This window comes from Ensifer sp. Root1252 (genome assembly GCF_001425885.1).
In the GTDB taxonomy this organism is placed as follows: domain Bacteria; phylum Pseudomonadota; class Alphaproteobacteria; order Rhizobiales; family Rhizobiaceae; genus Ensifer; species Ensifer canadensis.
In genome coordinates this window covers 762,069-785,703 of the sequence record NZ_LMDT01000001.1, presented here as the reverse complement: position 1 = coordinate 785,703, position 23,635 = coordinate 762,069, and the positions used below count along the sequence as shown (strand labels likewise).

General features: G+C 61.5%; 24 protein-coding genes and 1 tRNA gene. 17 read left to right on the top strand and 8 right to left on the bottom strand.

What is annotated here, in order from left to right:
* Positions 1-27 precede the first annotated feature (27 nt).
* The 11 genes from rbfA to ASD02_RS03855 all read left to right on the top strand — a co-directional run bounded on the left by rbfA (position 28) and on the right by ASD02_RS03855 (position 10,476).
* Positions 28-435, top strand: a complete 408-nt coding sequence (gene rbfA, locus ASD02_RS03900) for a 30S ribosome-binding factor RbfA (RefSeq protein ID WP_025425490.1) — start codon at positions 28-30, stop codon at positions 433-435.
* Between the two features lie 8 nt (positions 436-443).
* Entirely contained in the window at positions 444-1,379 is a 936-nt protein-coding gene (truB, locus tag ASD02_RS03895) for a tRNA pseudouridine(55) synthase TruB (protein WP_057219975.1), read from the top strand.
* 277 nt (positions 1,380-1,656) lie between these two features.
* Positions 1,657-3,378 carry a sensor histidine kinase gene (locus ASD02_RS03890; protein WP_025425492.1) on the top strand — a complete coding sequence of 574 codons (1,722 nt, stop codon included), beginning with the start codon at positions 1,657-1,659 and terminating at the stop codon, positions 3,376-3,378.
* A gap of 43 nt (positions 3,379-3,421) precedes the next feature.
* Complete coding sequence (locus ASD02_RS40315; protein ID WP_255569776.1) at positions 3,422-3,550, top strand: hypothetical protein; 129 nt, start codon at positions 3,422-3,424, stop codon at positions 3,548-3,550.
* A 65-nt stretch (positions 3,551-3,615) separates the two neighbouring features.
* A complete protein-coding gene (locus ASD02_RS03885) occupies positions 3,616-3,867 on the top strand; it encodes an SH3 domain-containing protein (RefSeq protein ID WP_025425493.1) in 252 nt (83 codons plus the stop codon).
* 170 nt (positions 3,868-4,037) lie between these two features.
* Complete coding sequence (rpsO, locus tag ASD02_RS03880; RefSeq protein ID WP_025425494.1) at positions 4,038-4,307, top strand: 30S ribosomal protein S15; 270 nt, start codon at positions 4,038-4,040, stop codon at positions 4,305-4,307.
* A 358-nt stretch (positions 4,308-4,665) separates the two neighbouring features.
* Positions 4,666-6,807 (top strand): polyribonucleotide nucleotidyltransferase, encoded by a 2,142-nt coding sequence (gene pnp / locus ASD02_RS03875; RefSeq protein ID WP_025425495.1) that lies wholly within the window; start codon positions 4,666-4,668, stop codon positions 6,805-6,807.
* Between the two features lie 83 nt (positions 6,808-6,890).
* Positions 6,891-7,907: a class I SAM-dependent methyltransferase gene (locus ASD02_RS03870; RefSeq protein WP_025425496.1), complete on the top strand. Its 1,017-nt coding sequence runs from the start codon at positions 6,891-6,893 to the stop codon at positions 7,905-7,907.
* Positions 7,908-8,072: 165 nt separating this feature from the next.
* On the top strand, positions 8,073-8,294 hold the full coding sequence (locus ASD02_RS03865) for a hypothetical protein (protein ID WP_038575800.1): 222 nt from the start codon (positions 8,073-8,075) through the stop codon (positions 8,292-8,294).
* Positions 8,295-8,752: 458 nt separating this feature from the next.
* On the top strand, positions 8,753-9,667 hold the full coding sequence (locus ASD02_RS03860; RefSeq protein WP_051509143.1) for a hypothetical protein: 915 nt from the start codon (positions 8,753-8,755) through the stop codon (positions 9,665-9,667).
* 26 nt (positions 9,668-9,693) lie between these two features.
* Positions 9,694-10,476 (top strand): hypothetical protein, encoded by a 783-nt coding sequence (locus ASD02_RS03855; protein WP_156408354.1) that lies wholly within the window; start codon positions 9,694-9,696, stop codon positions 10,474-10,476.
* Between the two features lie 112 nt (positions 10,477-10,588).
* Here ASD02_RS03855 and fabI read toward each other — a convergent pair whose 3' ends face one another.
* The 3 genes from fabI to fabA are packed head-to-tail and all read right to left on the bottom strand — an operon-like array spanning position 10,589 to position 13,185.
* Positions 10,589-11,395: an enoyl-ACP reductase FabI gene (gene fabI, locus ASD02_RS03850; RefSeq protein WP_025425499.1), complete on the bottom strand. Its 807-nt coding sequence runs from the start codon at positions 11,393-11,395 to the stop codon at positions 10,589-10,591.
* 4 nt (positions 11,396-11,399) lie between these two features.
* Entirely contained in the window at positions 11,400-12,623 is a 1,224-nt protein-coding gene (gene fabB / locus ASD02_RS03845; protein ID WP_025425500.1) for a beta-ketoacyl-ACP synthase I, read from the bottom strand.
* Positions 12,624-12,669: 46 nt separating this feature from the next.
* Complete coding sequence (gene fabA / locus ASD02_RS03840) at positions 12,670-13,185, bottom strand: 3-hydroxyacyl-[acyl-carrier-protein] dehydratase FabA (protein ID WP_025425501.1); 516 nt, start codon at positions 13,183-13,185, stop codon at positions 12,670-12,672.
* Positions 13,186-13,506: 321 nt separating this feature from the next.
* Between fabA and irrA the strand changes: the two genes are divergently transcribed.
* Positions 13,507-13,932: an iron response transcriptional regulator IrrA gene (irrA, locus tag ASD02_RS03835; protein WP_057219998.1), complete on the top strand. Its 426-nt coding sequence runs from the start codon at positions 13,507-13,509 to the stop codon at positions 13,930-13,932.
* A 10-nt stretch (positions 13,933-13,942) separates the two neighbouring features.
* Here irrA and ASD02_RS03830 read toward each other — a convergent pair whose 3' ends face one another.
* The 5 genes from ASD02_RS03830 to ASD02_RS03810 all read right to left on the bottom strand — a co-directional run bounded on the left by ASD02_RS03830 (position 13,943) and on the right by ASD02_RS03810 (position 17,658).
* Positions 13,943-14,578 (bottom strand): trimeric intracellular cation channel family protein, encoded by a 636-nt coding sequence (locus tag ASD02_RS03830; protein WP_025425503.1) that lies wholly within the window; start codon positions 14,576-14,578, stop codon positions 13,943-13,945.
* 70 nt (positions 14,579-14,648) lie between these two features.
* On the bottom strand, positions 14,649-15,464 hold the full coding sequence (locus tag ASD02_RS03825) for a YdcF family protein (RefSeq protein WP_025425504.1): 816 nt from the start codon (positions 15,462-15,464) through the stop codon (positions 14,649-14,651).
* Between the two features lie 184 nt (positions 15,465-15,648).
* Positions 15,649-16,824 (bottom strand): TMEM43 family protein, encoded by a 1,176-nt coding sequence (locus ASD02_RS03820; RefSeq protein WP_025425505.1) that lies wholly within the window; start codon positions 16,822-16,824, stop codon positions 15,649-15,651.
* 169 nt (positions 16,825-16,993) lie between these two features.
* Positions 16,994-17,069: transfer RNA gene (locus tag ASD02_RS03815), tRNA-Ala, on the bottom strand.
* A gap of 199 nt (positions 17,070-17,268) precedes the next feature.
* On the bottom strand, positions 17,269-17,658 hold the full coding sequence (locus tag ASD02_RS03810; RefSeq protein WP_025425506.1) for a TIGR02300 family protein: 390 nt from the start codon (positions 17,656-17,658) through the stop codon (positions 17,269-17,271).
* Positions 17,659-17,942: 284 nt separating this feature from the next.
* Between ASD02_RS03810 and aroA the strand changes: the two genes are divergently transcribed.
* The 5 genes from aroA to rpsA all read left to right on the top strand — a co-directional run bounded on the left by aroA (position 17,943) and on the right by rpsA (position 23,606).
* Positions 17,943-19,286 carry a 3-phosphoshikimate 1-carboxyvinyltransferase gene (aroA, locus tag ASD02_RS03805; protein WP_025425507.1) on the top strand — a complete coding sequence of 448 codons (1,344 nt, stop codon included), beginning with the start codon at positions 17,943-17,945 and terminating at the stop codon, positions 19,284-19,286.
* 81 nt (positions 19,287-19,367) lie between these two features.
* Positions 19,368-19,952, top strand: coding sequence for a hypothetical protein (locus tag ASD02_RS03800; RefSeq protein ID WP_057219973.1), 585 nt, complete (start codon positions 19,368-19,370; stop codon positions 19,950-19,952).
* Positions 19,953-20,065: 113 nt separating this feature from the next.
* The gene (locus ASD02_RS03795; RefSeq protein WP_057204354.1) at positions 20,066-21,019 is read left to right on the top strand and encodes a hypothetical protein; all 954 of its coding nucleotides are present in this window, start codon (positions 20,066-20,068) and stop codon (positions 21,017-21,019) included.
* Between the two features lie 77 nt (positions 21,020-21,096).
* Complete coding sequence (gene cmk, locus ASD02_RS03790; RefSeq protein ID WP_025425510.1) at positions 21,097-21,732, top strand: (d)CMP kinase; 636 nt, start codon at positions 21,097-21,099, stop codon at positions 21,730-21,732.
* Between the two features lie 167 nt (positions 21,733-21,899).
* Complete coding sequence (gene rpsA, locus ASD02_RS03785; RefSeq protein WP_025425511.1) at positions 21,900-23,606, top strand: 30S ribosomal protein S1; 1,707 nt, start codon at positions 21,900-21,902, stop codon at positions 23,604-23,606.
* The last annotated feature ends 29 nt before the right edge of the window (positions 23,607-23,635 follow it).

Below are 23,635 nucleotides of genomic sequence, written 5' to 3'. Positions count from 1 at the left end.
GCTCGCATTTTTTTGAGGTATTGACCAATGACCAGAGCCACATCCTCTGCCCCCTCCCAGCGCATGCTGCGCATCGGTGAACAGGTGCGCGCCGCGATCACGCAGGTTCTACAGCGGGGCGACGTCCGCGATCCCGTGATCGAGAAGACGCTGATCGCGATCTCCGAAGTGCGCATGTCGACCGACCTGAGGATCGCGACCGCCTTTGTGACGCCGCTCGGCGTTCCCAATCATGCTGAGGTCATCGAGGCGCTGAACAAGAACGCCAAGTACATTCGCGGCCGCCTCGGCCCGCATTTGCGCCAGTTGAAGTACATGCCCGAAGTTCGCTTCCGCGACGATACCAGCTTCGACAACTACAAGAAGATCGATGCCCTGCTTCGTTCGCCCGAAGTCAGCCGCGACCTCGATCCGAATACCGACGACGAAGAATAGAAGAGTTCATGTCCAAACCGCGTAAACCCAAGGGCCGTCCGATCTCGGGCTGGCTGATCCTCGACAAGCCGCTCGATTTCGGCTCGACCGAAGCCGTTTCCAAGATCAAGTGGCTGTTCAAGGCGCAGAAGGCCGGCCATGCCGGCACGCTCGATCCACTGGCGTCCGGCATGCTGCCGATCGCTCTTGGCGACGCGACCAAGACCGTCCCCTATGTCATGGATGGCCGCAAGATCTATGAATTTACGGTCGCCTGGGGCGAAGAGCGCTCGACCGACGATCTCGAAGGCCAGGTGACGCATTCTTCGGACGCACGCCCGACCGAAGAGGCGATCCGCGCCCTCTTGCCGAACTATACCGGCGTTATCAGCCAGGTGCCGCCGCAGTTCTCTGCGATCAAGATCGACGGCGAGCGCGCCTACGATCTCGCCCGCGATGGCGAGACCGTCGATATCCCGGCACGCGAAGTCGAGGTGTTCCGCCTGACGCTGCTCGGCGCCGCGCCCAATCTCGCCCAGTTCGAGATCGAATGCGGCAAGGGCACTTATGTTCGCTCGATCGCCCGCGACATGGGCCGCGATCTAGGCTGTTTCGGCCACATCGCTTCGCTGCGGCGCACCTTCGTCGCGCCGTTCGGCGAGGATGACATGGTGCCGCTCGCCGATCTGGTGGCACTCGAAAAGATCGAAGACGAGGACGAGCGGCTGGCAGCCCTCGATGCGTTCGTCATCGAAACCGGCGAGGCGCTGTCCAGCCTGCCGCATATCGCCGTCAGCGACGACCAGGCGCATCGGCTGAAGATGGGCAATCCTATCATCCTGCGTGGCCGAGACGCGCCTCTGGCAACGCCAGAAGCCTATGCGACCACCCGCGGCAAGCTGATCGCCATCGGTGAGATCGCCGAAGGCGAGTTCCGCCCGAAGCGGGTCTTTGCCGCCGGCTGATCGCTTCGATCGCCACATTTGCCTTTGCCGCATCGCTGACGCATGATCCCGCCCAAGGGCTTGGGGCTGCTTCGAAACGGTTCCGTTTCCAGCTCGCAAGCAGGCGCTCGTCGCCTGCTGTCGCCCGTTTCGGCCGCCGTCCGGCGGTCATGGCTGCTGCATGATTTTCCGGATCGGCATTGATTTGGAGCGAGGATTATGACGCAGTTTTAAGGTGTTGCGGTGGCCTTCGCGCGCTACATTCGACGCGCGACGCTGTGGTTGAAAGGCGGTGCATTTGGCGCAGGTTTCGCAAGAGGGAAGGGAGACTGCCGTGGGTCGCCTGGCGACAGCTCTCGATTTCGTTCGTCACCGCATGACGCGGCCTTTCCGTTTCTACCTGACTTCGCTGCTGCTGATCGCGATCGTTCCCGCGTTCATCTTTTCGCTCGTGGTGCTGAAGCGCAGCGTCGACGCACAGGAGCAGGTCATCACCGCGCTGCTGCAGGCCTCGACCGGATCGGTGACGCGCATCGTCGAGCGCGATGTCGAGGGAATGCTGACGACGCTGAAGGTGCTGTCGACCGCACCGGCGATGGAGGGCGGCGACATGGAGGCCTTCTATCGCAGGGCCTCGACGGCGCTCGCCGATACCGATTCCTATCTGATCGTCATCGACCGCAAGCACAATCAGCTCATGAACACCCGGGTGCCCTTTGGCACGCCGCTCGCCAAGGCCTCCGATCCCGCCTCCGTCGAGCGGGCCTTCACCAACAATGGTGCGCCGCTGGTCTCGAACGTCTTCTTCGGCCAGACGGCCGAAAAGTGGGTCTTCAACGTTTATTTGCCGGCGAAGCTTCCAACCGGCGAGGAATACCTGCTCGCTCTGACGCAGAACGCCGAGAGCATGGCCAAGGCCGTGAACCGCGAAACGCTGTCGCCCGGCTGGAACGCCGCTCTGGTCGACGGCAACGGCAAGGTCATCATTTCCTCCGACACCGGGGTCAAGGCGGGTGAACCGTTCTTCCTCGACAAGGTGCCGGCGATCAGCATCGGCGTGCGCAACATCACCGAAAACGGTACCGCCTATCGGGTGGCAACGGAGTTCTCCGTCGTGACCGGCTGGCGGATCATCGCCTGGGCGCCGCGCACCACGGTCGATGCGCCGGCCACCTGGTCCTTCCTGTGGCTGTCGCTTGGCGGCATCATCTTTGCCGGCATTGCCATTGCGGGATCGCTGGCGATCGCAAGGCTTCTGTCGCAAGGGGTGAAACTGGTCGCGCTCGACGCACGCCGCCTCGGCGCCGGCGAGCGCATCGAGCCGCGCCCGCATATGATCGCCGAAGTCGAGACCGTATCCGCAGCCCTTGCCAAGGCCGCGGCGTCGCGCACCAAGGCCGAGGGCGAGATCCGCTTCCTGATGCGCGAGGTTGCCCACCGCTCGAAGAACCAGCTGACGGTGATCCAGTCGATGCTGAATCAGTCGGTGCATTCGGCCGAAAGCGTCGCCGACTTCGCGGACTCCTTCCGCAAGCGCATCGCCGGCCTTGCTCGCTCGACAGATCTGATGATTGCCAACGCCGCCCAGGGCGTCGATTTCCGCGAGCTTGCCCAGAACCAGCTGCAGCCGTTCACCCCGGATGATCCCAAGCGTGTGGTCCTGTCGGGCCCGCCCCTAAGGCTCGACACGGAGAGCGCACAAACGCTCGGCATGGCGCTGCATGAACTGGCCACGAACGCCACGAAGTATGGTGCGCTTGCCAATACCACCGGTGTCGTCAAGCTCAGCTGGTCGCTGTCCGACGAGGGCATCGCCGTTCGTTGGCGCGAGGAGGGGGCCGACATCGAGGCGCAGACGAACCCGACCCGCAAGGGCTTTGGAACGCTGGTGCTGGAGCGTATGCTCGGCATGGCGCTGAAGGCCGAATTAGAACGGATCATGCATCCCGACGGCATCGAGTGGCGGATCAACATCCCGCGGAATGCCAAGGGTGGCGAAGGGGACGACGCGGAGCCTTGAGACGCATTCGGTTTTGAACGGTTGGTTTTGAAAAGGGGCAGGAATGCGGGGCTGGACAGGTCGCATCGGCATTCTCTCAGTCGTGTTGAGCCTGATGGCTGCGGCACCCGCCGCCGGCCAGGATGTGGCCTGTGTCGTCTCAGACCCGACCGGCACGCCGCTTACTGCATAATTCCTTAAATCGGATCCGATTTAAGGATAAAATTATGCAGCAGGTCTAAAGCGTTACAGCGTCCTTTGCGCGTCATATTTGACGCGCGGCGCCGTAATGTCCGCACGGAACCGAACGGCCGGATCGTCATGACATTGGCCAATGGCAGCAAGGTTCGCCGGGTCGGCGAACGCCGGCATGCCGGCAGGGGCTGGGCGCTGGTTTCGAGCGTTGCCGGCGAACTCGGATGGGTGTTTGCCGCCTATCTCGACTGTGTCCCGGTTGATGGCGACCAGCTGAAGTCGGCGCCGATGCGCCCGCGACCGTCAGGCAATTGAGAGGCGGCCGGCCATCGCTGAAGAGCCATTTTCATGACCCTTTCCTTTTTCATCCAATTCGGTTATAGGCACGCCAGCAAAAGGCGCATGCCCGTTGCATTCACGGCCGCAGCTGGACGACATCCCGGCTGAAGGCGTCCCTAAATCCTCGAAATCGAAAGGATCATCCGATGTCGATTGCTGCAGAGCGTAAGGCTCAGCTCATCAAGGAATATGCAACCGTTGAAGGCGACACCGGTTCTCCGGAAGTCCAGGTAGCTATCCTGACGGAACGGATCAACAACCTGACCGAACACTTCAAGGGCCACAAGAAGGATAACCATTCCCGCCGTGGTCTTCTCGCGATGGTTTCCAGCCGTCGTTCGCTCCTCGACTATCTGAAAAAGAAAGACGAAGCGCGCTACACCAAGCTGATTGGTGCCCTCGGCATCCGTCGCTAAGCGACTTGCCCGGCGGATCGCATGCGGTCCGCCGGCCTTTTTTATTATGGAGCGCAGAGCGCTCAGGAAATGAACTCTCCGCAAGCGCACTAGGCGCACACAAGGAGAGGTATCCAGCGGGCCGGATGGGCCGGATCCGCGGATCAACCGATGGCCCGTCATGGGGCAGGATTGCAGGATGCTTCGGCGCCTGCTTGCAGAACCCGCTGCAGAGCAGCCAGGTCTTGCAAAGCGGAAAGCGGCCGGTCTCTTTTGAAGCCTCCCGTTGTCTTGCCCGTGATGCGCCATACCAGGCGGTTTTTCGACCACCCGCGCTGCAACAGCCGCGGAAAGGTCTGCCGCACACGAAGGACAGAACATGTTCGATACCCATAAGGTTGAAATCGAATGGGCTGGGCGTCCGCTCAAGCTCGAAACCGGCAAGGTCGCCCGTCAGGCTGACGGCGCCGTTCTCGCCACCTACGGCGAAACCGTCGTTCTCGCCACCGTCGTTTCGGCCAAGTCGCCGAAGCCGGGCCAGGACTTCTTCCCGCTGACCGTCAACTACCAGGAAAAGACCTACGCCGCCGGCAAAATCCCGGGCGGCTACTTCAAGCGCGAAGGTCGTCCGAGCGAGAACGAAACGCTGGTTTCGCGTCTGATCGACCGCCCGATCCGCCCGCTTTTCCCCGATGGCTACAAGAACGACACCCAGGTCATCGTCACGGTCATGCAGCATGACCTCGAAAACAATCCCGACATCCTGTCGATGGTTGCAGCTTCCGCTGCGCTGACGCTGTCCGGCATCCCGTTCATGGGCCCGATCGGCGGCGCGCGCGTCGGCTACATCAACGGCCAGTACGTTCTTAACCCGCATCTCGATGAGATGGACGAGTCGACCCTCGACCTCGTCGTCGCCGGCACGCAGGAAGCCGTGCTGATGGTCGAGTCGGAAGCCAAGGAACTGGCCGAAGACATCATGCTCGGCGCCGTCGTATTCGGCCAGAAGGGTTTCCAGCCGGTCATCGACGCCATCATCAAGCTCGCTGAAGTTGCCGCCAAGGAGCCGCGCGAATTCGAACCGGAAGATCATTCCGCTCTCGAAAACGCCATGCTTTCGCTTGCCGAAGACGAACTGCGCAATGCCTACAAGATCACCGAGAAGGTTGCTCGCTACGTTGCCGTCGACGCTGTCAAGGCGAAGGTAAAGGCGCACTTCCTGCCGGAAGGCATCGAGCCGGCGCATACGCCTGAGGTTATCGGCGCTGTCTTCAAGCACCTGCAGGCCAAGATCGTTCGTTGGAACATCCTCGACACCAAGAGCCGCATCGACGGCCGCGATCTCGAAACCGTACGTCCGATCGTCTCGGAAGTCGGTCTTCTGCCGCGTACCCACGGTTCGGCGCTCTTCACCCGCGGTGAAACCCAAGCGATCGTCGTTGCCACGCTCGGCACCGGCGAAGACGAACAGTACGTTGACAGCCTGACCGGCATGTACAAAGAACGCTTCATGCTGCACTACAACTTCCCGCCCTTCTCGGTCGGTGAAACCGGTCGCATGGGCTCCCCGGGCCGCCGCGAAATCGGTCACGGCAAGCTCGCCTGGCGCGCTATCCGCCCGATGCTGCCGGAAGCCGAGCAGTTCCCCTACACGCTGCGCGTCGTTTCCGAGATCACCGAATCCAATGGCTCGTCGTCGATGGCGACGGTCTGCGGCACCTCGCTCGCTCTCATGGATGCAGGCGTTCCTCTGGCAAAGCCGGTTGCCGGTATCGCCATGGGCCTGATCAAGGAAGATGAGCGCTTCGCCGTTCTCTCCGACATCCTCGGCGACGAAGATCACCTCGGCGACATGGACTTCAAGGTTGCAGGCACCGACGCCGGCATTACCTCGCTCCAGATGGACATCAAGATCGAGGGCATCACCGAAGAGATCATGGGCATTGCGCTCAACCAGGCCAAGGGCGGCCGTCTCCACATCCTCGGCGAAATGGCCAAGGCCATCTCCGAAAGCCGCGGCCAGCTCGGCGAATTCGCACCGCGCATCGAAGTGATGAACATCCCGGTCGACAAGATCCGTGAAGTCATCGGCTCCGGCGGCAAGGTCATCCGCGAAATCGTCGAAAAGACCGGCGCCAAGATCAACATCGAAGACGACGGCACCGTGAAGATCGCTTCTTCTTCGGGCAAGGAAATCGAAGCGGCCCGCAAGTGGATCCACTCGATCGTTGCCGAGCCGGAAGTCGGCCAGGTCTACGAAGGCACCGTTGTCAAGACCGCCGACTTCGGCGCCTTCGTCAACTTCTTCGGCGCCCGTGACGGCCTCGTCCATATTTCGCAGCTTGCCTCGGAGCGCGTTGCCAAGACCACCGACGTCGTCAAGGAAGGCGACAAGGTCTGGGTCAAGTTGATGGGCTTCGACGAGCGCGGCAAGGTTCGCCTTTCCATGAAGGTCGTCGACCAGGCGACCGGCAAGGAAGTTGCTGCAGAAAAGAAGGGTGACGGCGAAGCCGCTGAATAAGCGGTCTCTACCCGAACGCATTCGGGGCGCGGAGCGGATCGCTCCGCGCCCTTTTCTTGTACTGATATCGACGGAAGAAACCGATGAGCCGAGACGCATTGAAGACCCTGTTCCACCCGTTCGAAACCGGGGTTATCGACCCGCCGGGCGAGGGCGAGCGTGTGCTCTTCCTCGGTGCTGAGGCGGGCTACAGGCTGCCCGAGGGCTTCGGGGCGTCGATCGCTTCCGTCCAGCCGCTAAGGCCGCTGTATCGCGCCCTTGAGGCCGAGCGCGCCGACGTGGCGCCTGTGGTCACCGGTGAGGACTACGACGTCGCGCTGATCCTGTGCGGCAAGCACAAGGGTGAAAACGAGGACCGCATCGCCGAGGCGCTGAAGCGCACGCGCGACGGCGCGCTCATCGTCGTTGCCGGCGGCAAGGAAGATGGCATCCAGTCGCTGAAGAAGCGCATCGCCAAGTTCGAATGGGATGGCGATCACCTGCCGAAATATCACGGCGTCGCCTTCTGGTTCACCCGACCGGAAGACGTCACCGACGCTGTTCAGAAACTTGCCAAGGTGCCGGTCCGGGTCGACGGCCTGTTCGCAGCTTCTCCGGGCATGTTCTCGCACGATCGCATCGATGCCGGCTCCGAACTGCTGGCCTCGCGCCTGCCGCGCGACTTCAACGGCCATGCCGCCGATTTCGGCGCCGGCTGGGGCTATCTCGCGGTCAAGCTCGCCGAAGCGTCGCCCGGCACGAAGGGCATCGACCTCTTCGAGGCCGACCACGATGCGCTGGAGGCGGCCCGCGTCAACATGCCGGCAAACGCTCCGCGCATGCCGGCGCGCTTCTACTGGTTCGACCTGACGAGCGAAGAGCCGCGCGACAAATACGATCTCATCGTCATGAACCCGCCGTTCCACGAAGGCCATGCCGCCGAACCGGCGCTGGGCGTGGCGATCATCAAGGCGGCGCACAAGGCGCTGAAGCAGGGCGGCAAGGTCATGCTGGTCGCCAATCGCGGCCTGCAGTATGAGCAGGTGCTCGCCGAGACCTTCAAGGAATATGGCGAGACCTGCCGCAACGCACGCTTCAAGGTTCTCTGGGGCAAGCGCTGAGCCGCAATCGAAGTCAAGCAAGGAGCCGGGTTCGTCGCCCGGCTCTTTCGTTTTTGGGTGTGCGCCTCATCCGTCGGCGTGAAGGCAAAAGATTGCCTGTTGCCATCATCCTTGATCGGGCTCACCATGCTCGCTGCCGATGTGTCTCGTCGAAGGATGGGTGCCATGACGTGGGGAGTGAACAGGCCGCCTTTGACCGAGGATGCGGCCGAAGCCATCGCCAAGGATATAAAGCACGCCGAGGGGCACGGAGCCACCTCGGAAGTGCCCCTGTCGTTCCTGAAGAGCCTCTACCGTCTGCCGCTGGATCCGGCGCGGCGCACGCATACCGGCCTGGTCGTGCTGGCGATCATCGTCGTCCTGCTTGTCCTGTTTCTCTGGCCTTGAACCTTTCGGTCCATGACGACGCCCGCAGCCAGTGACGTCGGCGTTGACGCGATCGCCAGCGGAAAAACCTCTCTTTTCTCACGCTTGTCTCGGAAGGGGCGTCGATACAAGGCGCCCCAGCGGCGCTTTTGAACGGCATTGCCGGTTACGCCCCCTGGAGCGGCTGTGGCGTCGCAAACGTCGGCTATCGAGACAGCCTCGTCGTCCGGAATGGCCCAGCGATCCACGATGTGAGTGCTGTTGCCCTCCGTTTTCGTGTCGTGCTATCGTTGGTGTTATTCCATGACAACGCAACCAGAATTGTCGCCTGACATTTGTTTCGACAGTCACATTTGCCGCATGGATTTTGCGGACTAGACATTTTCTTCAGCCCGGCGCCGGGCGGGGCTGCGAGACTGGAATCCAGCGAAAGCGCTACGTTCTGATCGACGCTCAAACAGTCGGGATGAGGGACTTCTTTGCTCGGCACGACACTTCTACGCGACGTCTTCCTGCATTCCGTGGCCATTCTCTGTCTGTTGGCCGGGCTCCTGGCCTCAGCCTCGACAGTTCTGGCATCGCCGGCCGGCGGCGCTGACATGCAGTTCTTGGTGGTTCGCAGCAATCAGCCGGGGTGCGAGCCGACATGCCCGGAGTGGATATCGGCCGAGGGGACGATCGTTCGCGAAAGTCCGACGCATCTCAAGAAGCTGCTCAAGGCGATCGGCGACCGCCGCCTGCCGATCGTCGTGACGTCGCTCGGCGGCGACGTCGATGCCGCCATGGTGCTCGGACGGATCATCCGGGCGCGAAAGCTCGAAGTGGCGGTCGGCAAGACGCGCTTCGTCGGTTGTCAGCCGCAGCAGAAGGATTGCCGCGACAATGACGGCAAGGGTGCCCGCCTCATCGGGACTGCCTATTCGGGCGGAGCCTATTGCAACTCCGCCTGCCCGCTGATGCTTGCCGGCGGTGCCCGGCGTGTGGTCGGCCAGTGGGCATATCTGGGCGTTCACCAGATCACCGCTGTCTACGCTCAGGTCCAGACACGGTACCAGGAGAAATATCGGATAGTGAACGGCAGGAAGAAGATAATCAGCAAGAAAGTCGTCAGCCAAAAGAATGTTGGCAACCGCAAGACCTACGAGATGAGCAAGGCGATGGAGCGCGAACTGGCCGCATACCTAGCGGAAATGGGCGTCGGGCGTGCGGTCATCGATCAGATGAAGATCACGCCCGCTGCCGACATGCGCAAGATCGAACCTGTGGCGATGATGGAGATGAAGTTGATCACGCAACTGGGCGGGGTCGAGCTGCTGACCGCGGCCGGGGTCTGCAAGACGGTGCCCGCCTCCGCCAATTGCCGGGTTTTCGTTATGTCGGACCTGAAGCGTTAGAGAGGGGATCTGGGTTGGAGACCGGAATGCGCATATGGAGTTCTCCCGTCGGCTGCGCCACGCCCCGCCTGCGACGAGTAGTGCTGCTGATCTGTCTGTTGGCCGCAAGCCTGTTGATGGAGCGGCCGGCAATGGCGGCTGACCAGCAGATGCGGTTTGTCGTCGTGCGCTCGAACGAGGTCGGTTGCGAGCCGACATGTCCGGAATGGATTTCCGCCGCAGGCACCATCGGTCCGAAGACGCCGGCACTGCTGAAGGCAACCTTGAAAACGCTCGCAGGCCGCAAGCTACCATTGGTCCTGCGATCGCCCGGTGGCGATATGGCGGCTGCGATGGCACTCGGCCGCCTCATCCGCAAGAGCAAGCTGAGCGTGGCGGTGGGCACGACCATTTTCGTTGGATGTCAGCGAGATCAGAAGAACTGTACCGCAAACGACCGCAAGGCGGCCGAGTATATCGGCAAGGCAGTTTCGCTTGGAGCCTGCTCACAGGCATGTACGCTTGTCCTTGCATCCGGCAATCGACGACTCGCGGGAGAGGGGGCGATCGTCGAAGACATTCCGACGCTAGCCGGAAACGAGGCCGACACCCGGAAACTCGTGGCTTACTACGGTGAAATGGGCGTGCGATACCAGTCCCTGGTCGAACGCCTGCGCAGCGCGGACGGCAATCTCGGCCGCTATCAATTGTCCACGGTGCTGCTGTTGACGAGCGAGCTGCCCGTCGGCCAACTGGTCGATGCGGATATTTGCCGTGGCACGCCTGCGCCCGACAATTGCCGGGTCTTCACCACGATGGATCTGGAATAGCGGCAGGCGCCGGGCGCGGGAGCCAACCAAACTGGAAAACACGCCAACAAAAAAGCCCCGGCGATAACCGCACCGGGGCTCGTCATCTCTGGGCTGTGCCCACCCATCAGCTTTACTCGGCGTCGGCGGTCCTGAGCGCGTCGAGCGCCGGCATCGAGGTGATGTTGTAGCCCGAATCCACGTAGTGGATTTCGCCGGTGACGCCACGCGACAAATCGGAAAGCAGGTAGAGCGCCGAACTGCCGACATCGTCGATGGTGACGGTGCGGCGAAGCGGCGAATTCTTCTGCTGCCAGGAGAGCATGGCCCGCGCATCGGAAATGCCGGCGCCTGCAAGCGTGCGGATCGGGCCGGCAGAAATCGCGTTGACGCGGATGCCGCGCACGCCGTAGTCGGCCGCAAGATAGCGCACGGAGGCTTCGAGAGCCGCCTTGGCAACGCCCATGACGTTGTAGTTCGGCATCACCCGCACCGAGCCGCCATAGGTCAGGGTCAGCATCGAGCCGCCGTCGTTCATCAGTTCGGCGGCGCGCTTGGCGATCTCCGTGAAGGAGAAGCACGAGATCACCATGGTGCGGCTGAAGTTGTCGCGCGTCGTGTCGGCGTAGAGGCCCTTCAGCTCGTTCTTGTCGGAAAAGCCGATGGCGTGGACGATGAAGTCGAGCTTGCCCCAGCGTTCCTTGATGGCCGAGATGACCGTATCGACGGAAGCGATGTCCTCGACGTCGCAAGGCAGCAGAAAGTCGGAGCCGACCTCGGCCGCCAGCGGCTTCACGCGCTTGCCAAGCGCTTCACCCTGGTAGGTGAAGGCCAGTTCCGCGCCCTGCGCTGCCAGCGCCTTCGAGATGCCCCAGGCAATAGAGTGGTTGTTGGCCACACCCATGATGAGGCCACGCTTTCCATTCATCAGTCCCGTCATGGTGTTATCCGTTGTAGCGCTGGAAGACGAGCGTTGCGTTGGTTCCGCCGAAGCCGAACGAATTGGAAAGAACCGTATCGATCTTGGCGTTGTCGATGCGCTTGCGCACGATCGGCACACCATCGAATTCCGGGTCGAGTTCGCTGATATGGGCGCTCTCGCCGATGAAGCCACCCTGCATCATCAGGAGACCGTAGATCGATTCCTGGACGCCGGCAGCGCCGAGCGAGTGGCCGGTGAGCGACTTCGTCGACTGGATGTGCGGGATCTTCGCGCCGAACACTTCGCGGATGGCGCCGATTTCCTTGCTGTCGCCGACCGGGGTCGACGTGCCGTGCGTGTTGATGTAGTCGACGTCGCCCTTCACGGTCGACAGCGCCTGGCGCATGCAGCGCATCGCGCCTTCGCCTGATGGGGCGACCATGTCGTAGCCGTCAGAAGTCGCGCCGTAGCCGACGATTTCGGCGTAGATCTTGGCGCCGCGCGCCTTGGCATGTTCCAGCTCTTCGAGCACCAGCACGCCGGCACCGCCGGCAATGACGAAACCGTCACGGCTGACGTCATAGGCGCGCGATGCGGTCGACGGCGTGTCGTTGTACTTGGAGGACATCGCGCCCATGGCATCGAACAGGTTGGACATCGTCCAGTCCAGGTCCTCGTGGCCGCCGGCGAACATCACGTCCTGCTTGCCCCACTGGATCATCTCCGCGGCATTGCCGATGCAATGGGCAGACGTCGAGCAGGCCGACGAGATCGAGTAGTTGACGCCGTGGATCTGGAACCAGGTCGCAAGCGTGGCCGAAGCCGTCGACGACATCGCCTTCGGCACGGCAAACGGGCCGATGCGCTTGGGGCTCACGTTCTTGCGGGTCGTGTCCGCCGCCTCGACGATCGTGCGGGTGGACGGACCACCCGAGCCCATGATGATGCCGGTGCGCTCGTTGCGGGAAATGACCGCTTCCTCGAGGCCGGAGTCGGCGATCGCCTGCTTCATGGCCACGTGGTTCCACGCGCCGCCCTGCGACAGGAAGCGCATGGCGCGCCGGTCGACGAGATCGCTCGGATCGAGCGTCGGTGCGCCCCAGACCTGGCACTTGAAGCCGTTTTCGGCGAAATCGGAAGAAAACGTGATGCCCGATTTGGCGTCGCGCAGCGATGCCGTGACTTCGTCGGCATCATTCCCGATCGAGGAAACGATCCCGAGGCCCGTGACAACAACCCGTCTCATGGTAATGACCTTTTCTTTATCTCATTCGGTGCGGAGAACCCGCGGCTTAGTCGGTCTTTTCCTTCGACAGACCGACACGCAGGTCGGTTGCCTGGTAGATGGTTTCGCCGTCGGCCTTCAGCCAGCCATCGGCAGTGCCGAGCACGAGGCGACCGCGCATGACCCGCTTGAAATCGATTCCGTACTCGAGCAGCTTGGTATGGGGGCGAACCATGCCCTTGAACTTCACTTCGCCGGTTGACAGCGCCATGCCGCGCCCCGGTTCGCCGAGCCAGCCCAGGAAGAACCCGGTCAATTGCCACATGCCGTCGAGACCGAGGCAGCCGGGCATGATCGGGTTGCCCTGGAAATGGCAGGGGAAGTACCAGTCATCAGGGCTCACGTCATACTCGGCGCGAATGAAGCCCTTGTCGAAGGCGCCGCCCGTCTCGGAGATTTCCGTGATGCGATGGACCATGAGCATGGGCGGCAGCGGCAGCTGCGCGTTGCCGGGGCCAAACAGTTCACCTCGGCCGCAGGTCAGGATTTCCTCATAGCTGAAGCTGGATTGCCTGGTCGTCATCAATGGTTGTTTCCCCGAGTAACATAAAGTGTTGTCAGACCTGCTTTAGAGCAAGTTCGCTGTGAAATGAAGCGCACCGATGGCCGTTTTCGATGTTTCCGACGTCGGCGTCGCCCATTTCGATTGCGATATCGTTCCGCCGTCGCTTACAGGATCAATGTGGGTCCGACCAGAGTTAAATACCAGCCTTCCTTGAAATAGGCCGGTTTTTCAGGCATTCCAGCCGTTCTGCACCTTAGAATCTATTGAAAGAGCAGCGTGCAAAAGTTATATCGCAGCGGAAGTATTGTAAATTTTACGGGATCCATGGAACGCTCCTTGATGACGAAAGCAACCGAAGTGAGTTCGGAAGAGAGATTGCGCTGCTCGGGTCTGCGCCCGACGCGTCAGCGTGTCGCGCTTGCCGATCTGATCTTCGCCAAGGGCGACCGTCACCTGACCGTTGAAGAACTACATGAAGAGGCTGTTGTCGCCGGCGTGCCGGTTTCGCTGGCAACCGTCTACAACACGCTGCATCAGTTCACCGAGGCCGGCATGATCCGCGTGCTCGCGGTGGAAAGCGCCAAGACCTACTTCGACACCAACGTCTCCGACCATCACCACTTCTTCATCGAGGGCCAGAACGAAGTCCTCGATATTCCCGTCAGCAATATCGAGATCGGCAATCTGCCGGAACCGCCTGAAGGCATGGAAATTGCCCATGTTGACGTGGTCATTCGTCTCCGCCGCAAGCGCGAACGGTCGTAGCGACCTTTTCCTACATCACATCGTTGGGGTCGCGGCCGGGGCTTGCTTTGCCGATGGGCAGCGTCCAGCCGTATTTGAGTGCGCCGGCGCGCACGGTGAAGGCCGAGACCACGCCGAGCGCCGATGTTGCGGCCAGCGGCAGTCCGATCATCGTCGCGACGACGAACACGGCGGAGCCGACCAGAGCTGCCGTCACATAGACTTCCGGACGCAGCAGCACTGACGGCTCTCCCGCCAGGAGGTCGCGCAATATGCCGCCGAAGGTCGCCGTCAACATGCCGGTGACAAGCGCGACCCCGGGCGAGCCTGTTGCCGCCAGCCCCTTGGCAGCACCCATGACGCAATAGGCCGACATGCCGATCGCATCGAGCCAGACCAGCACCCGGTAACGCGAGCCGAACAGGTGGGCGGTGAAGAACAGGATGACGCTCACCGAGACGCAAACCAGAAGGTAGGTCGGGTTGAGCACCCAGAACACCGGCGTTGCGCCAAGGATGACGTCGCGCATCGTTCCACCGCCGATACCGGTGACCGAGGCAAGGAACAGATAGCCGATGATATCGAGCTGCTTGCGCGAAGCTGAGAGCGCTCCTGTTGCGGCAAAGACGGCAACACCCGCATAGTCGAGGATTTCCAGGATCGTCATGGCCGCTCCGTTGATAGGCGCATCGCTGTTATCGGTCGCATCGCAAGCTGGAGCATCCAGGCCCGCCGCGTCAACGGGGTGAAGCGTTGGGGGGTGAAACGCCGGGAAGCAGGCTGTCCGTCCGGCCGCCGAAATAATAGGCCGCCAGCCCGATCCATTCGCGCACCGCCGTCGTCGCCAATTGGGCATTGAGCGAGGGTTGGGTGAAATCGAAGCCGGGCGTGACCGTGCCGCTGGTGCGGTAGTCCGTCGGCCAGGGAGTGACCTCCAGCCCGAGCTTGCGGAAAAGCCCGACCGAACGCGGCATATGGAAGGCCGACGTGACCAGGGCGCAGTTGGCAAGGCTGTTTGCCGTCAGCAACGCCTCAGTGTTGCGGGCATTCTCGAATGTCGTTCTCGATTGCTCCTCGCGGATCAGCCGTTCAGGGCCGATGCCGAAGGTGGCAAAGAAGGCTTCCGATGCCTTGGCGTCGCCGTCATAGGCGCCGCTGAACGAACCGTCGCCGCCGGAAATCAGGATGCGCGCTTGTGGGTAGCGCTTCGCCAGCATGGCCGTCTCGATGAAGCGGTCAGCCGCCTGGTTGAACTCGATGCCGCCACGGCTCGCCATCACCTCGTTCTCGAAGGCGCCGCCGAGCACGATGACGCAGGAGAGGGTTGCTGGCGGTACCGTCGGCCGCGGGAAGTGGTCCTCGAGCATCTGCAGGAAATAGGATCCTGAGGTCGTGAACAGGCTGACGAAGAGCACCAGCGCACCGAGCAGGCCGAAGGCGACGCCGCTGCGCCTGAGGCCGGCCGCCGTCATCAGCAGTCCGGCAAGGACGGCGAAGAACGCCAGGGAAAGGGGCTGCGCGACGAGCCAGAATATCTTGGAAAGCAGAAACATCAGGCCCGTGTTCTTCGCTACGATCCCTTAATATTTCGCAAAGCCGATCGGCCGGCCGGCTAAAGCGCTCCCGTACCCAGGCAATCGTGGAGCCGCTCGATCCCGTTATTCTTACGCAAATCCGGACGCAAAACCGCTCCGCATTTTTGCTGGAATTGCTCCAATCAACACCCTGCGCCGCTCATCAGGCCGGCACGCCGCCGGACATCGGCTTTGCCTTGCCGGCACGCAGATAGCCGATGCCAAAAGCAATGAGCGCGCCGACTGCGACGATCGCCAGCGACAACAGCGGGCGATAGGCAAACCAGGCGACGGCGATGACGACAGGGCCGAGGAGCAACGTTAGGATCGCGGCGATGATGCCGGTACCGAAAGCGACCACAGAACCGAGCACCGGAATGACGTCGGCAATGATGGAGATAAGGGACAGCATCAGCGTGAAGCCGATGAACAGGCCGATCAGTCCGCCCACCCGAACCAGCCAGGAAATCAGCGTGTTCTCGCTCTGGGCGGCGTCAAACATTTCGGCGGCGCTGGTGATGCCGGCTGAGCTCAGGAACAGGTCGCGACCGTTCGTGGTGCGGTAGGGGGCAAGGCTGCCACCTTTCTGTGCGGCGACGAAGCTCGCGGTCTCCGTGTCTTCGCGGGTAAAGCCGATGCGCAGATCGCCGACGGCCGGGTTCTGGCGATCGGCGGAGACGAAGATCGTCTGGCCGTCGGTCTTGACGGGGCGATTGGTGTCGAGCGCGTCGGCGAGGTGCTGCAGGTCAGTGTCCGCCATTTGCACGGGGCTGTCGCGGCCGAGATCGGCAACGGCCCTGCCGTTGACGGAAAACGCACCGAGCATCGCGCGGTCGACGGTGAACCGCTCGCTTGAGATCGGCATTTCCGGGTTCTGATGCCCGTTGCCGTCGCGGAAGTCGGCTGAATCGGCGCGGTCGCTGCGCCACTCCTTGGTGTAGGAATAGGTGGTGACCGTTTCCTCGCCGCCGCCGAGCGTCTTGCGCGTCTCGCTCTTCTTTTCCTCGACCCATTGGTACATCTCGACCGAGCGGCGCAGGCCCGCAGCCCCCTTCGCGGAGATCCCGAGTTGGCTGTCGGCCGGCGTGCCGACGGGCTCGACCCGGCTGGCGATGTGAACCAGCTTGCCCTCGTTGCCAGCCTCGACAGCGCCGCTGTCGATGTCGACCACAGCGCCGGCGCCCTCGACGAGTGCCCGATAGGTCTTGACCGAACGGCCCTCGTTCCAGGCAAGCAGCCAGATCATGCCGAAGACCAGCAGCAGACCGATGAAGATGCCGATGACACCGTTCTTGAGGCGCGCGAACCACGACGTTCTGGTCGTTTCGGTAAAACTCATCTGATCCCCCGGCACTTGCATTCGACCCGGTTGCGCAAGCGAACCGTTCGATTTTCCCGTTGGTACCAGAAAAAAAGCGGAAAGGAATATACCGGCCGACATGCGCAGACGTTTGGCCCAAACATGGTGAAAGGCGGTCAGTTCAAAGGTTTGTATTTCAGGAGAAATTTGGTGGAGCTAAGCGGGATCGAACCGCTGACCTCTTGCATGCCATGCAAGCGCTCTCCCAGCTGAGCTATAGCCCCATATCGGGTCCGGCAAGGCCGGTTCCGGGAAACTTGTCGGGCTGTTGTGCCCGGCGAGTGGCGGCTTATTACTTCTGCTCTTCGCGGATAGCAAGCCGAAAATGTCAGGCCGGTGGAAATAATTTGGCTCCGGCCCGATTTGCTCCCGTCCACGCCATTTGGCAGGGGACGGGAGGCATTCGCGTAATATTTTAAGCGCTTAGACGTCGTCGTCGTCGTCGGACACGCCGATGAGGTCGCTCATGTCGTCGTCGTCGTCTTCGTCGTCGGTCTGCAGGAAGGTATCGTCGTCGTCGCCGTCGATCTCTACCTCGTCGTCGCCCAGATCCGGAATCTCGTCGCCGCCGGCTGCTTCGTCGTCAGCTTCCTCGAGCGATACGAGTTCGACTTCCGTGTTCTCGGTGTCGACTTCAGCGACGTCCTCTTCCTCTTCCTTCTCGAGCACCTTGGCAACCGAGGTTTCTTCGAAGAAGGACAGCGGGTAGGACTTGCCGCTGTAGGGGGAAACGATCGGATCACGGTTCAGATCGTAGAATTTGCGCCCCGTTTCCGGGTCAATGCGCTTTGTTCCGAGTTCCGCTTTTGCCACAGTCAAAGCCTCTTGAATGGCCGGCCGAACCGGCGCTTGCCGGAAAGCCGGCGGGTGGAAAGGATATCAAGCCTATGATGATTAGCCGGTCCCCATAATCATCTTGGCCGCATCTGTCAAAGATAAAACTCGAAAGCCCTGCGCCGCCTGCTTTTTCTTGCGCCCGGGAGGATGATCGCGCAATCGCATTGTGTTAGGCAACGCAACGGAAGGTGGTCGCGCCTCCGTAGCCGTTTCGCCTGTGGCGATGGATGGTTCCGGCCGCAGGTTTGAGGAAGGTTCATATGTCCGCTGGCTTGATCGCAAAGCCTGCCATTGCGCGCAGATCCAAGGCACTCGGCGGCACGGTGCGTATCCGCGGCGACAAGTCGATTTCCCATCGCGCCCTGATGCTCGGCGGGCTTGCGGCCGGCCGGACGCGCATTGCAGGCCTGCTCGAAGGCGAGGATGTCATCAACACCGCACGAGCGATGCGGGCGCTTGGCGCTACGGTGCGCGAGGAAGGCGGCACCTGGATCGTCGACGGTCTCGGCAACGGTGCGCTGCTTGAGCCCGAAGCCCCGCTCGATTTCGGCAATGCCGGTACCGGCTGCCGCCTGACCATGGGGCTCGTCGGCGCTTATGATTTCACCACAACCTTCGTCGGCGATGCCTCGCTTTCCAAACGTCCGATGGGCCGCGTACTCGATCCGCTGCGCCAGATGGGCGTTCAGGTGGCGTCGGCCGAAGGCGGCCGCCTGCCGGTGACGTTGCGCGGACCGAAGACGGCGAACCCGGTGAACTATCGCGTGCCGATGGCCTCGGCCCAGGTGAAATCCGCCGTGCTGCTCGCGGGTCTGAACGCACCCGGCATCACCACGGTGATCGAGCCGGTGATCACCCGCGATCATACCGAGAGAATGCTGCAGGCCTTCGGCGCGAACTTGGCGGTTGAGACTGGCAATGAGGGCGAACGCATCATTCGGCTCGAAGGGCAGGGCAGACTGACCGGCCAGGACATCGATGTTCCCGGCGATCCGTCCTCGGCGGCCTTTCCACTGGTGGCAGCGCTTCTCGTGCCGGGTTCCGACATCACCATTCTCAACGTGCTGATGAACCCCATCCGCACCGGACTGATCGTGACGCTGCTGGAAATGGGCGCTCAGATAGATGTCCTGAACGCGAGGACTGCGGGCGGCGAGGACGTGGCGGACCTGCGCGTCCGTTACTCGGAGTTGAAGGGCATCACGGTGCCGGAAGATCGCGCTCCCTCGATGATCGACGAATACCCGGTGCTGGCCGTTGCGGCGGCTTTCGCCGAGGGCCGCACTATCATGAGCGGTCTTGAGGAGCTGCGCGTCAAGGAATCCGATCGGCTTTCCGCCGTTGCTGCCGGGCTCAAGCTCACCGGCGTCGATTGCGAGGAGGCACCTGCCGCCCTCGTCGTGCACGGTCGCCCCGGCGGCAAGGGTCTCGGCAATGCCGCCGCCGCCGTCGCCACCCATCTCGACCACCGCATCGCCATGAGCTTCCTCGTCATGGGCCTTGCCTCGGAGCACCCCGTCACCGTCGACGACGCGACGATGATCGCCACCAGCTTTCCCGGGTTTCTGGAGCTAATGGCCGGGCTGGGCGCTGCGATCGAATGATGCATCGGTAAAATCCTAAAGGCCGGCGCGACCCGTCGGTAACGACCATCGGCTATGGTTTGACTGGTTGAGGATATGCCTATGTCGGTGGACGATCGATTCAAACTGGTACGCCGCCATGATGACGGCAGGATAAGCTGTCGGCAAAATTTGCGAGCGCCCGCGGTTGTCGTTACGGAAGACGAGCTCGATGAGCTGAGCCGGTTGACTGGGAAGTGCTGGGTGGTGCCCATTGCTTTCTTCCTTTTCGCGGCGCCTCTCTTTGGCCTTTGGGCGAAGCAACCTGCAATACCCGTCGTTTTCGTTGTGTTTGCTGTCGTGGTGAGCGCAGGGGTTATTGTCACTGCCCGACAGCGGTTACGAGAAATTTTGGCGAATGCGCCGCGCCATATTGAGAGTGGTCCACTATCGGTGCAGCCATCGACCCTCGAGTACGTTCGGGAACTTTGGTTCGACGACAAAATGACGATGCTATGCGGCATCGTTTTGTCCGGAATGGTTTTTTTCACCTACGCTACTGTTGTCATCGCCAAGATCGTCGGCCATCCGGACTTCGTCGATAAAGGTGGCAGCTCGATAAAAGCCGCCGCACTGGCCATCGTCTCGGGATACGTGCTGCGCGTCCATCTCAAGGCGTGGCGCCGCGGAAAAAAGGAAAGAAATTAGTAATCCTCTAGGTGCATTGAATGGTGATTGCAGCCTGGACGTGCGGCCGAATGGCCTTCTGACGTGTGTCGAGGCGTGGCACCGGCCTATGCGCCGTTTGAGGAGAAGATTTCATGTTTGACCGCGGCTTGAATTGGGAGAAACGAGAGGACGGAACGATCCTCTATCGCCGGTCGCCTTCCGGGCCGACGTTTATCATCGATGAGCAGACACTCGGCCGCATCGTGCGGTTTAGGTTCATGATCCCGCTTGTGTCGTTCCTGACCTTGATTCCAACGGTTGTGCTCGGCGTTTTCGCGGGCCATGGAGAGGTCTCGCTTGCGATACCTGTCGCCGCGCTTCTTTTTGGGGTGGCGGCCTTCTACCTCTATTTCCGCCGCACAGAGCGTCGGATCGAATGGATGCTTGCGGGAGCCAGACGATCATCCCAGGCGCCCGAGCCGTTCAAACCGCCGCGCAATGCCCGGAACTGGAAGACGCTGGATGACGGCTCGGTTTTCTATTGGCCGCGGAACTGGCCGAACCCGGTAATGCTGACCGCGAAACAGTTTGCGTCGATTGGAGTCGACAACGGGTATGGCTTTTGTGCGCTGTTTGTTAGCGTCATTATTGCCGTGTTGGCGGATGGCTACCGTTGGGCCGGCGGACTAAACAATGGCGCCGCAAGCGTCATTGCCGTTGCCCTGATTTCGTTCAATGTGCTTTTCATTGCAAGGATACGCCGAACGCGGCAACGCATGCTGGATCGCGCGCCGCTCGCACCTGTTGTATCGGGATTGAATCCACCGCTGAAGTTACTCGATTTTGCGCGCCTGATCAGAATGAAACTGGTTCGGGGTTCAAGGGGTATGCTCTTGTTCTGGCTTTTGGTTGCCGTGTTCGGGCTTTTCCAAAGCGTGCAAACCTTGTCTGACCTCTTTGGCGGCGTTAGGGTCTATTGGGATAAGGGAAAGTCGTTTCCGGTAGGCCCGGTTCTGCCTTCGCTGGCTTTTGTCGGTAGCCTGTTGCTGGCCATGGTGAATGTATCTGCGATCGTCATGCGCGCGAGGTCTGCCGGCAAAGGGTGACGGAGCATCGGATGAGCATGGATTCGCCTGCGAATTTGATCTAAAGGCCAGCAACAACATCGATTGCAGGACCACCTATGATCATCATCGCCATCGACGGACCCGCAGCGGCAGGCAAGGGCACGCTCTCGCGCCAGATCGCCGAAGAGTACGGCTTTCACCACCTCGATACCGGGTTGACCTACCGCGCCACGGCGAAGGCGCTGCTTGATGCCGGCCTGCCGCTCGACGATGAGGCGGTGGCCGAACGCATGGCGCTGAATGTCGAACTGGCAGGCCTCGATCGCTCTGTGCTGTCGGCACACGCGATCGGCGAGGCGGCGTCGAAGATTGCCGTCATGCCGGCCGTGCGTCGCGCGCTGGTCGAGGCGCAGAGGGCGTTTTCGAGGAAAGAGCCGGGCACCGTGCTCGACGGTCGCGATATCGGCACCGTCGTCTGCCCGGATGCGGCGGTGAAGCTCTATGTCACCGCATCGCCGGAAGTGCGCGCGAAACGCCGCTATGACGAGATCGTCGGCAACGGCGCCGCCGCCGATTACGCGGCGATCTTCGACGATGTGAAGAAGCGCGACGAGCGCGATATGGGTCGGGCCGACAGTCCTTTGCGCCCCGCCGACGACGCGCACTTGCTTGATACGTCTGAAATGAGTATAGAGGCGGCGTTTCAGTCCGCGAAGTCTTTGATCGATGCGGCCCTGATCAAGAAGATCTGAAGAAGAGCCTTTTCGCGACACTGTCAGGATCGCTCTTCTTGCATAAGCCTGAAATTCCGTCCACGCGCCGGATTGTCCCTTTGATGGGGCGGACTGGGTTCAGGCCTGTTCAACACCAACCCCCGGCGCATGTGCGTCTCTCATTTAGAGATGCATCAGGAGATTCCATGTCTGCTACCAACCCAACCCGTGATGATTTCGCAGCGCTTCTCGAAGAATCCTTCGCGAAGACCGATCTTGCCGAAGGCTATGTTGCCAAGGGCATCGTCACGGCCATCGAAAAGGACGTCGCCGTTGTCGACGTCGGTCTGAAGGTCGAAGGCCGCATCGCTCTGAAGGAATTCGGCGCGAAGGCCAAGGACGGCTCGCTCAAGGTCGGCGACGAAGTCGAAGTCTACGTTGAGCGCATCGAAAACGCGCTTGGCGAAGCTGTTCTCTCGCGCGAAAAGGCTCGCCGCGAAGAAAGCTGGATGCGCCTGGAAGTGAAGTTCGAAGCCGGCGAACGCGTCGAAGGCATCATCTTCAACCAGGTCAAGGGTGGCTTCACCGTCGATCTCGACGGCGCCGTCGCCTTCCTGCCGCGTTCGCAGGTCGACATCCGTCCGATCCGCGACGTGACCCCGCTGATGCACAACCCGCAGCCCTTCGAAATCCTCAAGATGGACAAGCGTCGCGGCAACATCGTCGTTTCGCGTCGTACCGTTCTGGAAGAATCCCGTGCTGAACAGCGTTCTGAAATCGTTCAGAACCTTGAAGAAGGCCAGGTTGTCGAAGGCGTCGTCAAGAACATCACCGATTACGGTGCGTTCGTCGACCTCGGCGGCATCGACGGTCTGCTCCATGTCACCGACATGGCATGGCGCCGCGTGAACCATCCGTCGGAGATCCTGAACATCGGCCAGCAGGTCAAGGTTCAGATCATCCGTATCAACCAGGAAACCCACCGCATCTCGCTCGGCATGAAACAGCTCGAGTCGGATCCGTGGGATGGCATCGGTGCGAAGTATCCGGTTGGCAAGAAGATCTCGGGTACCGTCACGAACATCACCGACTACGGTGCGTTCGTCGAGCTGGAGCCGGGCATCGAAGGCCTGATCCACATCTCCGAAATGTCCTGGACCAAGAAGAACGTACACCCCGGCAAGATCCTGTCCACGAGCCAGGAAGTCGACGTTGTCGTTCTCGAAGTCGATCCGACCAAGCGTCGTATCTCGCTCGGCCTCAAGCAGACGCTCGAGAACCCGTGGCAGGCATTCGCGCATAGCCATCCGGCTGGCACCGAAGTTGAAGGCGAAGTCAAGAACAAGACCGAATTCGGCCTGTTCATCGGCCTCGACGGCGACGTTGACGGCATGGTGCACCTTTCCGACCTCGACTGGAACCGTCCGGGCGAGCAGGTCATCGAAGAGTTCAACAAGGGCGACGTCGTTCGCGCCGTTGTTCTCGACGTCGACGTCGACAAGGAGCGCATCTCGCTCGGTATCAAGCAGCTCGGCAAGGATGCAGTTGGCGACGCCGCTGCTTCGGGCGAACTGCGCAAGAACGCTGTTGTTTCGGCCGAGATCATCGCCGTCAACGACGGTGGTATCGAAGTGAAGCTCGTCAACCACGAGGACATCACTGCGTTCATCCGCCGCGCCGATCTGTCGCGTGACCGTGACGAACAGCGTCCGGAGCGTTTCTCGGTTGGCCAGGTTGTCGACGCACGCGTCACCAACTTCTCCAAGAAGGACCGCAAGATCCAGCTGTCGATCAAGGCTCTGGAAATCGCGGAAGAGAAGGAAGCCGTTGCTCAGTTCGGTTCGTCCGACTCGGGCGCTTCGCTTGGCGACATTCTCGGCGCCGCTCTGAAGAACCGCCAGACCAACGAGTAATCGTTCGCTGACGCCTGAAATGAAAAAGG

What these genes read in the sequence shown, in the direction of transcription:
- ASD02_RS03820 (WP_025425505.1), bottom strand. Translation starts at nt 16,824, where the DNA reads ATGAGTTTTACCGAAACGACCAGAACGTCGTGGTTCGCGCGCCTCAAG.
- cmk (WP_025425510.1), top strand. Translation starts at nt 21,097, where the DNA reads ATGATCATCATCGCCATCGACGGACCCGCAGCGGCAGGCAAGGGCACG.
- pnp (WP_025425495.1), top strand. Translation starts at nt 4,666, where the DNA reads ATGTTCGATACCCATAAGGTTGAAATCGAATGGGCTGGGCGTCCGCTC.
- aroA (WP_025425507.1), top strand. Translation starts at nt 17,943, where the DNA reads ATGTCCGCTGGCTTGATCGCAAAGCCTGCCATTGCGCGCAGATCCAAG.
- truB (WP_057219975.1), top strand. Translation starts at nt 444, where the DNA reads ATGTCCAAACCGCGTAAACCCAAGGGCCGTCCGATCTCGGGCTGGCTG.
- ASD02_RS40315 (WP_255569776.1), top strand. Translation starts at nt 3,422, where the DNA reads ATGCGGGGCTGGACAGGTCGCATCGGCATTCTCTCAGTCGTGTTGAGC.
- rpsA (WP_025425511.1), top strand. Translation starts at nt 21,900, where the DNA reads ATGTCTGCTACCAACCCAACCCGTGATGATTTCGCAGCGCTTCTCGAA.
- rbfA (WP_025425490.1), top strand. Translation starts at nt 28, where the DNA reads ATGACCAGAGCCACATCCTCTGCCCCCTCCCAGCGCATGCTGCGCATC.
- fabA (WP_025425501.1), bottom strand. Translation starts at nt 13,185, where the DNA reads ATGACGACCAGGCAATCCAGCTTCAGCTATGAGGAAATCCTGACCTGC.
- irrA (WP_057219998.1), top strand. Translation starts at nt 13,507, where the DNA reads ATGACGAAAGCAACCGAAGTGAGTTCGGAAGAGAGATTGCGCTGCTCG.
- ASD02_RS03870 (WP_025425496.1), top strand. Translation starts at nt 6,891, where the DNA reads ATGAGCCGAGACGCATTGAAGACCCTGTTCCACCCGTTCGAAACCGGG.
- fabB (WP_025425500.1), bottom strand. Translation starts at nt 12,623, where the DNA reads ATGAGACGGGTTGTTGTCACGGGCCTCGGGATCGTTTCCTCGATCGGG.
- fabI (WP_025425499.1), bottom strand. Translation starts at nt 11,395, where the DNA reads ATGACGGGACTGATGAATGGAAAGCGTGGCCTCATCATGGGTGTGGCC.
- ASD02_RS03795 (WP_057204354.1), top strand. Translation starts at nt 20,066, where the DNA reads ATGTTTGACCGCGGCTTGAATTGGGAGAAACGAGAGGACGGAACGATC.
- ASD02_RS03825 (WP_025425504.1), bottom strand. Translation starts at nt 15,464, where the DNA reads ATGTTTCTGCTTTCCAAGATATTCTGGCTCGTCGCGCAGCCCCTTTCC.
- ASD02_RS03830 (WP_025425503.1), bottom strand. Translation starts at nt 14,578, where the DNA reads ATGACGATCCTGGAAATCCTCGACTATGCGGGTGTTGCCGTCTTTGCC.
- rpsO (WP_025425494.1), top strand. Translation starts at nt 4,038, where the DNA reads ATGTCGATTGCTGCAGAGCGTAAGGCTCAGCTCATCAAGGAATATGCA.
- ASD02_RS03800 (WP_057219973.1), top strand. Translation starts at nt 19,368, where the DNA reads ATGTCGGTGGACGATCGATTCAAACTGGTACGCCGCCATGATGACGGC.
- ASD02_RS03865 (WP_038575800.1), top strand. Translation starts at nt 8,073, where the DNA reads ATGACGTGGGGAGTGAACAGGCCGCCTTTGACCGAGGATGCGGCCGAA.
- ASD02_RS03855 (WP_156408354.1), top strand. Translation starts at nt 9,694, where the DNA reads ATGCGCATATGGAGTTCTCCCGTCGGCTGCGCCACGCCCCGCCTGCGA.